General features: G+C 49.7%; 13 protein-coding genes and 1 other annotated feature. Of the genes, 11 read left to right on the forward strand and 2 right to left on the reverse strand.

The features are described 5' to 3' along the window. Together BZG83_RS13925 and BZG83_RS13930 are read left to right on the forward strand one after the other, a co-directional pair. A partial coding sequence (locus BZG83_RS13925) for a VC2046/SO_2500 family protein (protein WP_274532439.1) occupies positions 1 to 218 on the forward strand: 218 nt, incomplete at its 5' end. 264 nt (positions 219 to 482) lie between these two features. Next, positions 483 to 1,136 carry an SDR family NAD(P)-dependent oxidoreductase gene (locus tag BZG83_RS13930; RefSeq protein ID WP_158074966.1) on the forward strand — a complete coding sequence of 218 codons (654 nt, stop codon included), beginning with the start codon at positions 483 to 485 and terminating at the stop codon, positions 1,134 to 1,136. A 151-nt stretch (positions 1,137 to 1,287) separates the two neighbouring features. Here BZG83_RS13930 and adhE read toward each other — a convergent pair whose 3' ends face one another. Continuing rightward, a complete protein-coding gene (adhE, locus tag BZG83_RS13935; protein ID WP_077481401.1) occupies positions 1,288 to 3,996 on the reverse strand; it encodes a bifunctional acetaldehyde-CoA/alcohol dehydrogenase in 2,709 nt (902 codons plus the stop codon). Positions 3,997 to 4,578: 582 nt separating this feature from the next. On the opposite strand from adhE, the gene BZG83_RS13940 reads away from it, so the two are divergent. Continuing rightward, the gene (locus BZG83_RS13940; protein ID WP_077455429.1) at positions 4,579 to 5,217 is read left to right on the forward strand and encodes a YchE family NAAT transporter; all 639 of its coding nucleotides are present in this window, start codon (positions 4,579 to 4,581) and stop codon (positions 5,215 to 5,217) included. A 103-nt stretch (positions 5,218 to 5,320) separates the two neighbouring features. Then, positions 5,321 to 6,169, forward strand: a complete 849-nt coding sequence (locus BZG83_RS13945) for an ion transporter (RefSeq protein WP_077481402.1) — start codon at positions 5,321 to 5,323, stop codon at positions 6,167 to 6,169. A gap of 141 nt (positions 6,170 to 6,310) precedes the next feature. Here BZG83_RS13945 and cysS read toward each other — a convergent pair whose 3' ends face one another. After that, positions 6,311 to 7,708, reverse strand: coding sequence for a cysteine--tRNA ligase (gene cysS, locus BZG83_RS13950; RefSeq protein ID WP_077481404.1), 1,398 nt, complete (start codon positions 7,706 to 7,708; stop codon positions 6,311 to 6,313). 238 nt (positions 7,709 to 7,946) lie between these two features. On the opposite strand from cysS, the gene BZG83_RS13955 reads away from it, so the two are divergent. The 7 genes from BZG83_RS13955 to BZG83_RS13985 form a co-directional block, all read left to right on the forward strand. Continuing rightward, on the forward strand, positions 7,947 to 8,516 hold the full coding sequence (locus BZG83_RS13955; protein ID WP_077481406.1) for a MarR family winged helix-turn-helix transcriptional regulator: 570 nt from the start codon (positions 7,947 to 7,949) through the stop codon (positions 8,514 to 8,516). Positions 8,517 to 8,607: 91 nt separating this feature from the next. Then, positions 8,608 to 9,105, forward strand: coding sequence for a peptidylprolyl isomerase (locus BZG83_RS13960; protein ID WP_069587326.1), 498 nt, complete (start codon positions 8,608 to 8,610; stop codon positions 9,103 to 9,105). A gap of 65 nt (positions 9,106 to 9,170) precedes the next feature. After that, the gene (gene lpxH / locus BZG83_RS13965) at positions 9,171 to 9,905 is read left to right on the forward strand and encodes a UDP-2,3-diacylglucosamine diphosphatase (RefSeq protein ID WP_077455433.1); all 735 of its coding nucleotides are present in this window, start codon (positions 9,171 to 9,173) and stop codon (positions 9,903 to 9,905) included. A 29-nt stretch (positions 9,906 to 9,934) separates the two neighbouring features. Next, positions 9,935 to 10,411, forward strand: coding sequence for a YchJ family metal-binding protein (locus BZG83_RS13970; protein ID WP_077481408.1), 477 nt, complete (start codon positions 9,935 to 9,937; stop codon positions 10,409 to 10,411). A gap of 81 nt (positions 10,412 to 10,492) precedes the next feature. Next, on the forward strand, positions 10,493 to 10,699 hold the full coding sequence (locus BZG83_RS13975; RefSeq protein ID WP_077481410.1) for a hypothetical protein: 207 nt from the start codon (positions 10,493 to 10,495) through the stop codon (positions 10,697 to 10,699). Positions 10,700 to 10,859: 160 nt separating this feature from the next. After that, positions 10,860 to 10,998, forward strand: a sequence feature (His leader region). 34 nt (positions 10,999 to 11,032) lie between these two features. Beyond that, positions 11,033 to 11,929 (forward strand): ATP phosphoribosyltransferase, encoded by an 897-nt coding sequence (gene hisG, locus BZG83_RS13980; protein ID WP_077481411.1) that lies wholly within the window; start codon positions 11,033 to 11,035, stop codon positions 11,927 to 11,929. 6 nt (positions 11,930 to 11,935) lie between these two features. Further along, positions 11,936 to 12,303, forward strand: a 368-nt coding sequence (locus BZG83_RS13985; protein WP_198929738.1) for a histidinol dehydrogenase, incomplete at its 3' end; no start/stop codon positions are given.

The raw sequence follows: 12,303 nt of genomic DNA on the forward strand, positions 1-12,303 counted from the left end.
CCAGTGCACATCTGCGCTTTCAGCTCGCACCTGCTGCCATGCACTACCCGCCCCAAGGCACCCACGGATTTGACGAGGCGGTCTATCACAATTTATCCGGTCATCAGCGTCGCAAGTTGGCAGATAGCGAGTCTGCACGACTCTCACTCAACCCGACGACCTTGTACGAAAATCTCACCACCGCGCACTGCCAAGACAAAATGCGTGTGAGCGCATAACCACCAAGATCGCAAGTCGATCCCAACGATAAATAGCGATCCTTTTCCAAAATGTGATCCTCTATATATTCCGAGCAATCGATCCCCAATTTACCCACTTGTTTTGAACATTTTTTGCGCACCCCGCGTATTTCTGTACCAGTATTAACTTCCCACGCTTGAACAAGCTGGGGGTAAGTTGTCACTTTCTCGTGAATGAAATTCGTAACATATTGTAGAGACAGTGATTTTTCGTAAAGGGTTGATGTGATTGAGGAAATGACCATGAAGATAGATAACGCGGTGGTCGTCATCACAGCAGGCGGCTCGCCATCCGGGCGTGCCATGGCTGAACATTTTTGCTCATTAGGCGCCGATGTCGTACTGCTTGATACCGAGTGGCCGACACTCCGCCTAAGCGCCGATCAGTGCCGAGATTATCCCGGCCGGATCCAGCCGATCTGTTTAGCCGATTATCAGCCTCAATCCATCAATGATGCCTTTGCTCAAATCGTCACACTGTTTGGTGGTATTGATGTACTCATCAATCATTGGCAAGGCGACATACTGCCTAGCCTTTTGGATAATGGAAACTTGGTTGATATACCACAAACGGTCGCCGATTCCACCTCACACTATTACGTCGTCGTGCAACGCGCCGCCGTTTGTATGCAACAGCGTGGGCGCCCCGGTGTGATTATTAATGTCGCTGGCCATCATTTAACCCCAGATACGGTCGCCAGTGCCATGATTGGTGGTCTCACTCAGCGGTGGGCTAAAGAATTATCTGGGCTCAAAATTCGCGTTGGCGGTATTGTTCCTCGCGGACGTACGATGAATCGCRCAAGCGGAGGAATGGATGACGAGCTGATTCGTAATGCGGAATATATCGTCTCCAACGATTCTTTTAACGGCCGATTGTTAGAGGCAAGTGGGTAGAAAGAGCAAACGCCCCGATACGAGTATGCAGCAGTCCTTTCCGTATTCCGTAAGCAAAGCGCTCTGTATTCTAGTGCCATCGTCGCCACGGATAAAATCAAAAAGACCCGCCGGAGCGGGTCTTTGTCGTTAAGCGGTGACCTAGGTTAAATTAGGCTTTTGCTTTCGCACCTTTTTTGTCTGCACCCGCTTTAGTTGGCGCGGCCGCTGGTTGGTCATCTTTTTTCTTGATAACCGTGGTGCCTTCGAAGGTTTCACCTTCAACATATGGCTTACCATAGTAAGAGGCCAACAGTACTTCTTTCAGCTCTTTGATCAGTGGGTAGCGTGGGTTCGCACCAGTACATTGGTCATCGAACGCTTCTTCCGCAAGCTCATCAAGTTTGGCAATGAAGTCAGCTTCTGGGACACCGGCCGCTTGGATAGACGCAGGGATATCCAGTTTCAACTTCATTTCTTCCAACCAAGCGAGGAGACGCTCAATCTTCTGTGCTGTGCGGTCACCGGCTTGAGACAGACCTAAGTGATCCGCAACTTCTGCATAACGACGACGTGCTTGTGGGCGGTCGTACTGTGAGAATGCAGTTTGTTTGGTTGGGTTGTCGTTGGCGTTGAAACGAACCACGTTTGAAATCAGCAGTGCGTTAGCAAGGCCGTGTGGTAAGTGGAACTCAGCACCGATTTTGTGCGCCATTGAGTGACACACACCCAAGAAGGCGTTAGCAAACGCGATACCGGCAATGGTCGCACCATTGTGCACTTTTTCGCGTGCAATTGGGTCATTCGCACCGTGCGCATAGCTCGCTGGTAGATACTCATTCAGCAGTTTCAGTGCTTGTAGCGCTTGACCGTCAGAGTATTCGCTTGCCAGTACTGACACATAAGCTTCCAAAGCGTGCGTAATCGCATCATAACCACCAAAGGCAGTCAGAGACTTCGGCATGTTCATTACCAAGTTGGCATCAACAATCGCCATCTGTGGTGTCAGCTCGTAATCAGCCAGTGGGTATTTGGCACCGGTTTCGTCGTCAGTTACAACCGCAAACGGCGTTACTTCTGAGCCTGTACCTGATGTGGTCGTTACACAAACCAGTTCCGCTTTTTTACCCATTTTCGGGAACTTGTAAATACGTTTACGGATATCCATAAAGCGCATTGCTAGCTCTTCGAACGCAGTTTCAGGGTGCTCGTACATAACCCACATGATTTTCGCTGCATCCATTGGTGAACCACCACCTAGGGCAATGATCACGTCTGGCTGGAAGCTCTTCATCGCGTCGGCACCTTTGCGTACCACGCTCAAGGTAGGATCGGCTTCCACTTCAAAGAAGGTGGTCACATCCATGCCCTGTGCTTTGAGCATTTTTTCGATATCGTCAGAGTAACCGTTGTTGAACAAGAAGCGGTCAGTCACGATCATCGCACGTTTCTTGTCTTCCAAATCACTCAGCGCGATTGGCAAGCTGCCGCGACGGAAGTAGATAGATTTTGGTAGTTTGTGCCACAGCATATTCTCAGCTCGCTTCGCAACAGTTTTCTTGTTCATCAGGTGTTTAGGCCCAACGTTTTCAGAAATCGAGTTACCGCCCCAAGAGCCACAACCCAGTGTGAGTGATGGTGCAACGTTGAAGTTGTACAGGTCACCGATACCACCGTGAGTGGTTGGGATGTTCACCAGAATACGCGCTGTTTTCAGGCGGTCGCCGAAGTACTTGATACGATCTTGATTAACGTCTTGGTTGGTGTAAAGGCCAGAGGTATGACCGATACCGCCCATTTCTACCATTTTGCATGCCATATCCACGGCGTGCTCGAAGCTTTTCGCACGGAACATACCCAAGGTTGGCGAGAGTTTCTCGTGAGCGAATTCTTCTTCGATGCTGATTTCGAGACCTTCGCCGATCAGTACCTTGGTATCAGACGGTACGCTCACACCGGCCATATCGGCAATCTTAGTGGCGGGCTGGCCAACGATGTCTGCGTTAAGGTTACCGTTAATCAGGATAACTTTACGCACTTTGTCTGCTTCGGCTTTGCTCAGGACATAGGCTTTGTGAGAAGCAAAACGTTCTTTCACTTCGTCGTACACTTCGTCCATCACGATAACCGCTTGCTCTGATGCACAGACCACACCGTTATCGAAGGTTTTTGACATCAACACAGATGCAACCGCACGTTTGATATCCGCTGTTTCGTCAATCACGACCGGCACGTTACCTGCACCAACACCAATCGCAGGTTTACCTGATGAGTAAGCCGCTTTAACCATGCCTGGACCACCGGTCGCAAGGATCAGGTTGATGTCATCATGCTTCATCAATGCGTTAGAAAGCTCAACTGAAGGTTGGTCAATCCAGCCGATAATGTCTTTCGGTGCGCCTGCTGCAACCGCTGCTTCCAGCACAAGTTTAGCCGCATCATTGGTTGAGTTTTTCGCACGTGGGTGTGGCGAGAAGATAATACCGTTACGGGTTTTCAAAGAAATCAGTGATTTGAAAATCGCAGTAGAGGTCGGGTTGGTGGTTGGAACGATACCACAGATAAGACCTACAGGCTCAGCGATAGTGATGGTGCCGAACTCGTCATTCTCTTCTAGAATGCCGCAGGTTTTCTCATCTTTGTATTTGTTATAGATAAACTCAGACGCAAAGTGGTTTTTGATTACCTTGTCTTCCAAGATACCCATGCCTGACTCTTCAACAGCTTGTTTGGCCAGAGGGATACGCGCATTGTTCGCGGCAAGCGAGGCTGCACGGAAGATTTTGTCAACTTGCTCCTGTGAGTAGGTGGCAAATTCTTTTTGTGCCTTTTTGACACGCTCAACCATGGCGTTGAGTTCAGCAATATTAGTGACAGGCATAGTCATCTCCTGGTTCATATTTGAAAATCATTTAGTAATTGCTTGCCGCAGCGTTGTTGCGGACTAACCGATGTTTCTGACAGTTAGCGACGCGGTTTGGTGCGTGGCATTTAGTAAATAACTTTCAAAACTGAGTATAAATTTTCACAGCATCAACAACTTGATCTCGATCATTTGTTATCAAATCAATATCAATAATTTCTGCGTTTAATCCCCATTGTTACTGGGTTTATTATTTTTGTAGCACACTGAGTATGTGTCTAATTTTTTCACCAATGCAACATCTAATTTACATTACACCTCAGTGCCAAAGGCGGGTGTTGTATGAAATTTTCAACAAATAGCCGCTAAAGTTGTTATTTATGTCCACGTCACTCGACCCTCAGTATAGTTTGCTGAGAGAAAGTTGCGTGACAGAGATCGCTAACCTGTAGCACATCAAAAAATCCGTTTAAAAAAACGCAATCAGTAAATGCATAAAATGCAAGCTCACGCGGTTGGTTTTTGGGCTGAGCTCGCTATACTGACGCAACCATTAACCCGAGAGAAACTGGACTTCCTCACCGCATCACGAGAGTCGCCATGGCAGCCTTCGACCCCATGATCTTCGTACAGTTTTTTGTCGGGCTTTTTGCCGCTGTTAACCCCATTGGTATCATGCCCGTTTTTGTCACCTTGACCGCCCATCTCGATGAACAAGAACGCAATCGCACCGCGTATACTGCCGCGATCGCCGTCGCTGTCATCTTGATTGTTTCGTTGCTGGCCGGACAAATGTTGTTGGATTTGTTCAGCATCTCGCTGGACTCGTTCCGCGTGGCGGGAGGCATGCTATTACTGAGTATTGCTTTTACCATGATGAACGGGAAGCTCGGCGAAGGTAAGCAAAACAAGCAAGAGCAGTCTGAGTCGATCAGTCGGGAACAAGTCGGTGTAGTGCCGCTGGCGATGCCTTTGCTGGCTGGCCCGGGCGCGATCAGCTCCACCATTGTTTACGGCTCTCAATACCCAGATACGTGGAGCACGCTGACACTGATTGCCACCTTAGTGATCTTTGCCGCCGGCATTTGGGGACTGTTCCGTGTTGGCCCTGCGGTAGTGCGCTTTCTCGGCCAAACGGGTATCAACGTCATTACTCGGATCATGGGCCTTATTCTAGGCTCGTTAGGCATTGAGTTTATTGCCTCAGGAATGCGGGCGTTGTTCCCCGGACTGAGCTAAATGTAATCCGAGCCACAGTTACGTATAACCGGCACGCAGCAAAGGTTGCAGTGCCGGTTTTTTTTCGGCCCAATATCACGGTCATTCATAGCAAGGACCTCTTATGGCCGACGCGCAAAACCGAGTACAACGCTATTTATATACCACCATTTTTGGCACTGACACGCCGCATGGAAAAGCATTTGATATCGCGTTGATCGTGCTGATCCTCGCCTCGATGGTGGTACTGATGCTGGAGTCGATTGCTAGCTTTCACGCTAAGTGGTCCAACTGGTTGTATTGGATTGAGTGGGGCTTTACCGGCATCTTTACCATTGAGTACATACTGCGCCTATACTGCTCTCCTCGTCCTTCTGCTTACGCGCGTAGCTTTTATGGTGTCGTCGATTTACTTGCAATTTTGCCGACCTATATCGCGATTTTTGTTCCCGGCACCACCTATTTAATGGTCGTACGCCTGCTAAGGGTTTTACGTATCTTTCGGGTTCTGAGGTTGATGCGCTTTTTGGAAGACTCCAACATCTTACTCCGTTCGATGATGCTATCGTCGCGCAAGGTGATGATTTTCTTTTTCTCCGTGGCAATTCTAGTCACCGTGTTCGGCGCACTCATGTATGTGATTGAAGGACCAGAAAACGGCTTTACCAGTATTCCCTATGCCATCTACTGGGCGATCGTCACCCTCACCACGGTCGGCTATGGTGATATAGTGCCGCAAACAGATGTAGGTAAGGCCTTGGCGTCATTCACCATGTTGATGGGCTACTCGATCATTGCCGTGCCTACCGGGATCATTACCGCTGAGATTGGCCAGCAGATGTCACTGCATCGCAACTTAGTAAAGTGTCCGAATTGTTCAAAAAGCGGCCATGAGTCCGATGCGTCATTTTGTAAGCATTGCGGTAGTGAGCTGCCGGAAGCCGACAAACGCGTGGTGACACCCGGACTGTAACAGCTGCTTTGATTTGAATAGCACCGCCACTATCGCGAGTAACACATGAGCGCCAATAAAAGCATGAGATTCGGATAAGAAAAAACGGAGCTTTGGGGCTCCGTTTTTTGGGTGAGTCGTTCGAGGGCGGTATGCTTTGGCTTACTTACGACGCCAAGTGGTGCCTTGAGGACCGTCTTCTAGCACAATGCCCATCTCGGTGAGCGCATCGCGTGCCGCATCGGCAGCCGCAAAGTCTTTGGCTTTACGGGCGTCATTGCGTGTTTGAATGAGGGCTTCAATCTTTGCCACTTCATCGTCCGCGCCCGCATCGCCTTGTAAGAAGCTATCGGCATCTTGCTCAAGCAAACCAAGAACCGACGCCAATTTACGCATTTGCGCACCCAGTGCGGATGCCGCTGCCATATCATCGCCGCGTAAGCGGTTGATCTCACGCGCCATATCGAAGAGCACCGAGTAGGCTTCTGGCGTGTTGAAATCATCGTCCATCGCCGCTTCAAAGCGTGCCACGTACTCATCGCCACCGGCTGGCGTTGCCTCGTCGAGCCCTCGCAATGCAGTGTACAGACGCTCGAGCGCTGAACGGGCTTGATTGAGGTTTTCATCGCTGTAATTGAGCTGGCTACGATAGTGACCAGACAGCAAGAAGTAGCGCACGGTTTCAGCATCGTAGTGCGCCAACACGTCGCGGATAGTAAAGAAGTTCCCCAAAGATTTGGACATCTTTTCACGGTCAACCATCACCATGCCGCTATGCATCCACGTATTCACATACTGGGTGTTGTGTGCGCAGCAAGACTGTGCAATTTCATTCTCGTGGTGAGGGAACTGCAAGTCAGAGCCGCCGCCGTGAATATCAAAGTGATCACCTAAAATCGCGGAGTTCATCGCCGAACATTCGATGTGCCAGCCCGGACGACCGGCCCCCCATGGCGACTCCCAAGTTGGTTCGCCCGGCTTAGACATTTTCCATAACACAAAATCGAGAGGGCTACGCTTCGCCGCTTCCACATCAACACGGGCACCGGCCTGCAGTTGTTCAAGATCTTGCTTGGATAGCTTGCCGTAATCGTCAAATTTCGCGACTTCAAACATCACATCGCCATTGTCTGCAACGTAAGCAAAGCCTCGCTCAATCAACTTTTCGACTAGCGAGATAATTTCATCAATGTAGTCGGTGGCGCGCGGTTCGATATCGGGACGTGCCATGTTGAGCGCATCAAAGTCTTGATGCATTTCACTGATCAAACGTTCAGTCAGTGACTCACAGCTTTCGCCGTTTTCCGCCGCACGTTTGATAATTTTATCGTCGATGTCGGTAATATTGCGGACAAACGTTAAGTCATAACCACGATGGCGCAAATAACGTGAGATCATGTCAAACGCCACGAAAGTACGCCCATGACCGATATGACAAAGATCGTAAATGGTCACCCCACAGACATACATGCCGATTTTTCCCGGCGTGATGGGTTGAAAGATCTCTTTCTCTCGCGTCAATGAGTTGTATATCTTTAACGTGTTAGTTGGCGTCGACATAGTGGTTTTGGTTACTCGTTACGATAGTGACAAAATTAGAATGAATGGACTATTACACCTTTTATACCTGCTTGACGCAAGCGCGACAGACACGCAACAGGCTGTCTTGCCCGAATTGTTGTCTACGATCTCACTCACATCTCGTTACTAAAAACTGTCATGAGTGGTTGAGCTGATGGATAAGATCGCTTAGCTTTTTGTAAAGAATCTTTACCGATAAATAAACCACGGTATTTTCATGACACGATCAACGAAGCAACGCCAAGTCGCCCAGCCGCCAGCCACCTCGTCTTCAGCTGAGTTCGGTTCGCCCGATAAAGTCGATGTAATTTTGTCTCAGTGGCATCAAGAACGCCCTGATATCGACCCCTCTCCGATGGCCATTACCGGGCGGTTGGCGCGCGTGGTAGGGCATATCAATCCGCGCCTTCAGCAGGTGTTCAATCAATTCAACTTAAACCCGGGGGAGTTTGACGTCCTCGCAACGCTGCGCCGTTCAGGCAAACCGCACACGCTTACCCCCAACCAACTGCTGCAATCGCTGATGCTCACCTCAGGTGCAATGACCAATCGAATTGATCGCCTTGAGCAGAAAGGGTTGGTTGCACGCAGTCCAGATCCCAATGATCGCCGTGGTGTTTATGTTTCATTGACCGACGCTGGACTGCAATTGATTGATGATGCAGTGGTGGCGCACACCGATAACTTACACAAAATATTGAGCCCGTTGAGTCAAGCACAACAAGACCAATTGTCCGGCCTTTTGAAGACCTTGCTGCATCATTTTGAACCAGAGAATATGGATTAATTCGGCTTGTATCACGGATCGAGCTTGATCAGAGACGTTGTTAGGCTAAAATCTTGGCTCCTTATAGCCAAGCCAATGACAGGATTACATCATGGTGACTCTTCATACCACGTTCGGTGACATCAAATTACGCATGTTTGCGGACGAAGCACCGGCTACGGTCGAGAACTTTTTACAATACTGCCGTGACGGCTTTTACAACGGAACCCTGTTCCACCGCGTGATTGACGGCTTTATGGTCCAAGGCGGTGGCATGGCCTCTGGCATGGAAGAAAAGCCAACCCGCGCACCGATTAAAAACGAAGCGGATAACGGCTTAAGCAACCGCACAGGTATGGTTGCGATGGCGCGCACCATGGAGCCGCACTCAGCAAGCTCGCAGTTTTTCATCAACGTTAATGACAACCTGTTCCTCGATCACAAAGCTAAAACGCCAGATGGCTGGGGCTACTGTGTATTCGCAGAAGTGGTTGATGGCATGGACGTCGTGAACAAGATTAAAGGCGTTGCCACCGGTAACTGGGGTTATGTCCACCAAGACGTGCCGGTTGAAGAAGTCTTGATCGATAGCGTGACTATCGAAGACTAAGCCGCACTCGTCAACAAGGGTAGCTCAGGCTACCCTTTCTTTTATTACCATCATAAAGCCAACGCATGCCACATACCCTCTTTATTGCCGACCTCCATTTAAGCCCAACGCGGCCCGATATTACCGACTGCTTTGAACGTTTTATGCAGCAGGAAGTGATACACGCCGACGCGCTCTATGTACTCGGGGACTTATTCGAAGCATGGATTGGTGATGATGATAACAGCCCGTTTCACCAACAAATTAAAGCGGCGTTTTCTGCGGTGACGGAGCGCGGCGTGCCGGTATATTTTATTCATGGCAATCGCGATTTTTTGATTGGTCAACGCTTTGCTATGGAAACCGGCGTAACCCTGTTAAACGAGCTCGAGTGCATCGATTTATATGGCACCCCTACCCTGATCTTACACGGGGATACCTTGTGTTTAGAGGATGTTGACTATCAAGCGTTTCGCCGCAAAGTCCACCAGCCTTGGTTGCAGCGACTCTTTTTGTGCTTGCCGCTAACATGGCGCCGTAAGATTGCGGCCAAAATGCGCGCAGGCAGTGCCAATGCCAACCAGCAAAAGTCATCCACCATCATGGATGTGACGCCACAAGAAGTGCAGCGCCAGTTGGATAAAGCGGGAGTCACTAACATGATTCACGGCCATACTCACCGCCCTCATATTCATCAGTGGCACCAACATGGCACCGCGTACCAACGGATTGTGTTAGGCGACTGGTATGATCACGGTTCTGTCTTGATGTGTAGTGCCCAAGGGTGTGACTTACAAACCCGCAACTTTATCCATCGTTAAGCCATTCAGCCTATTGTTAAGAGAAAGCTATGCAAACTGACTTATGCCCTTGTTGCAGCCATAAAACCTATCAAGACTGTTGCGCGCCAATTCATCAAAACCCTGCCAATGCTATCCATCCGGAGCAATTGATGCGTGCACGTTACAGCGCACACCCCAAAGGCTTGGTGGATTTTATTGTTGAGACCTACCACAGTGAATGCGGCGCCGAATCGTTTCGTGAAGATATTGCAACCATGACTCAACATCAGTGGCAATCTCTCGAAGTACTCGATAGCGAGGTGCTGCAGCAAGGTGAACTTGGCTTTGTGACATTCAAAGCGCACTTTATTGCCGACGGTGATCCTCAGTGTCTGTACGAGCGCTCTCGTTTTGTCAAAGAAACGATCGATGGACAGCTTCAGTGGCGATATATCGATGGTGTCTTCCCCGGCCATGTCAAAGCGGGACGCAATGACCCCTGCCCGTGTGGCAGCGGACGCAAATTTAAAAAGTGTTGTGGCTAACTCACCCTAAGTTGCTCAAAAAACAATCAAGTTTTGCGTTCTCTGGTCGATACTTTAGTTAAGACGCTAGGAGGACGCACTATGAATTGGCTTGGCAACCTAAGTCCTGTGTACCGAAAGCCCTCTTCACCACCCACCAAAGTTTGGGCGATTAAGAAACAGGCCAGCATTGAAGAGCGCAAACAACGCCGCTTGGATGACCCATCAGATCATGATGCGTCACCACAAGCTGAAAAAGAGAACGCGCCACGCAAAAAAGATGATGGCTCGCTGGATGTCTACGTATAGACGCGACCGTTTGATTCGGTGTCACTGCTTGCCGCTGTAGGCGGTGAAAAAATCTCCACATGGGGAGTTGCAATCTAAGCTCACTTTGATATTGTCGAAAAGAGACGAGATTGACCAACGTAAATGGACATAAAAAAATGACTTCAACGCTAATGACAATGCATCACCACCATCATCCTGACTAGTCTTTCGGGAGGAATGGTTTCGACTGGAAGACGAGTAAAAAGCGCTTCCGTCGGTCATTAGCCAGCTAACAGATTCAGACCCTCGGGAGCACCGTCTTCCGAGGGTTTTTTCTTTTTTAGCTTTTCATTTTTAGACAAGGAAGCACACATGCAAACACAACGCCTACGTATCGCCATCCAAAAAAAGGGGCGCCTCGCCAAAGAATGCCAAGAGCTGCTTAAACGCTGCGGGGTAAAAATCAATTACACCGGTGAGCGTTTAGTGGTCCACGCCGAAAACATGCCTCTCGATCTGCTGCTGGTCCGTGACGATGATATCCCGGGCCTTATCATGGACGGCGTGGTTGATTTAGGGGTAATTGGCGAAAACGAGTTAGAGGAGGTACGCCTTGAGCGCATCAAACTGGGAGAGCCCAGCCAGTATCAGCTGCTGCGTCGCCTCGACTTTGGCGGCTGCCGCCTCTCCATCGCCCTCGATAAAGACCAAAGCTATAACGGCCCACAAGATCTGGCCAACCAACGCATTGCTACCACCTACCCCAACATCCTCAAAGCCTATATGGACAAACAAGGTGTGAGCTTTAGCACCTGTATGCTCAATGGCTCCGTCGAAGTCGCGCCGCGTGCCGGGCTTGCCGATGCGATTTGTGACTTAGTCTCAACCGGTGCCACCTTAGAAGCCAATGGCTTGAAAGAAGCCGAAGTCATATTCCGCTCAAAAGCGGTATTGATCCAGCGTGAAGGCAGCTTCAGTGAAGAGAAAACCGCATTGATTGAACGCTTGCTCACCCGCATGCAAGGTGTCATCCAAGCTAAAGAGTCCAAATACATCATGCTCCACGCGCCAAACGACACCCTAGAGCAAGTGGTCGAATTACTCCCCGGCGCGGAAGATCCCACCATCTTGCCGTTGGCTCACGAGAAAAACCGTGTTGCTGTGCACCTTGTGAGCACCGAGAATCTGTTCTGGGAAACCATGGAAAAATTAAAGCAGTTGGGCGCAAGCTCAATTTTGGTCCTGCCGATTGAAAAGATGATGGAGTAAATCACGATGCGTACTGTGGTCTGGAAATCACTCGGAGAGTCACAAAAAGAAGGCTTAATGCGCCGCCCTGCAATCACAACCGGCGCCCAAACCCAAGCGAGCGTCGCGGAGATCATCGCCGATGTCCGTGAGCGAGGAGATGAAAGCTTAAAAGCATTGACCCAAAAGTTTGATGGTGTCGAACTGGATAGCATCAAACTCGACAAAGCGACTTTGGCCGACGCTGAAGCGCGCTTGGATGAAGATATCAAGCTATCCCTGCGCCAAGCCTACGATAACATCAGTACCTTTCACCGTGCGCAAAAAGCGCAGCCATTGAAAGTCGAAACCATGCCGGGGGTGGTGTGCGAATCCATCACTCGCCCGATTAACCG

The sequence above is a fragment of the Salinivibrio sp. PR919 genome, from assembly GCF_001995355.1.
Lineage (GTDB): Bacteria > Pseudomonadota > Gammaproteobacteria > Enterobacterales > Vibrionaceae > Salinivibrio > Salinivibrio proteolyticus.

Excerpts from the sequence above, each read along its gene's own strand:
- adhE (WP_077481401.1), bottom strand. The coding sequence starts at position 3,996 with ATGCCTGTCACTAATATTGCTGAACTCAACGCCATGGTTGAGCGTGTC.
- BZG83_RS13940 (WP_077455429.1), top strand. The coding sequence starts at position 4,579 with ATGGCAGCCTTCGACCCCATGATCTTCGTACAGTTTTTTGTCGGGCTT.
- BZG83_RS13945 (WP_077481402.1), top strand. The coding sequence starts at position 5,321 with ATGGCCGACGCGCAAAACCGAGTACAACGCTATTTATATACCACCATT.
- cysS (WP_077481404.1), bottom strand. The coding sequence starts at position 7,708 with ATGTCGACGCCAACTAACACGTTAAAGATATACAACTCATTGACGCGA.
- BZG83_RS13955 (WP_077481406.1), top strand. The coding sequence starts at position 7,947 with ATGACACGATCAACGAAGCAACGCCAAGTCGCCCAGCCGCCAGCCACC.
- BZG83_RS13960 (WP_069587326.1), top strand. The coding sequence starts at position 8,608 with ATGGTGACTCTTCATACCACGTTCGGTGACATCAAATTACGCATGTTT.
- lpxH (WP_077455433.1), top strand. The coding sequence starts at position 9,171 with ATGCCACATACCCTCTTTATTGCCGACCTCCATTTAAGCCCAACGCGG.
- BZG83_RS13970 (WP_077481408.1), top strand. The coding sequence starts at position 9,935 with ATGCAAACTGACTTATGCCCTTGTTGCAGCCATAAAACCTATCAAGAC.
- BZG83_RS13975 (WP_077481410.1), top strand. The coding sequence starts at position 10,493 with ATGAATTGGCTTGGCAACCTAAGTCCTGTGTACCGAAAGCCCTCTTCA.
- hisG (WP_077481411.1), top strand. The coding sequence starts at position 11,033 with ATGCAAACACAACGCCTACGTATCGCCATCCAAAAAAAGGGGCGCCTC.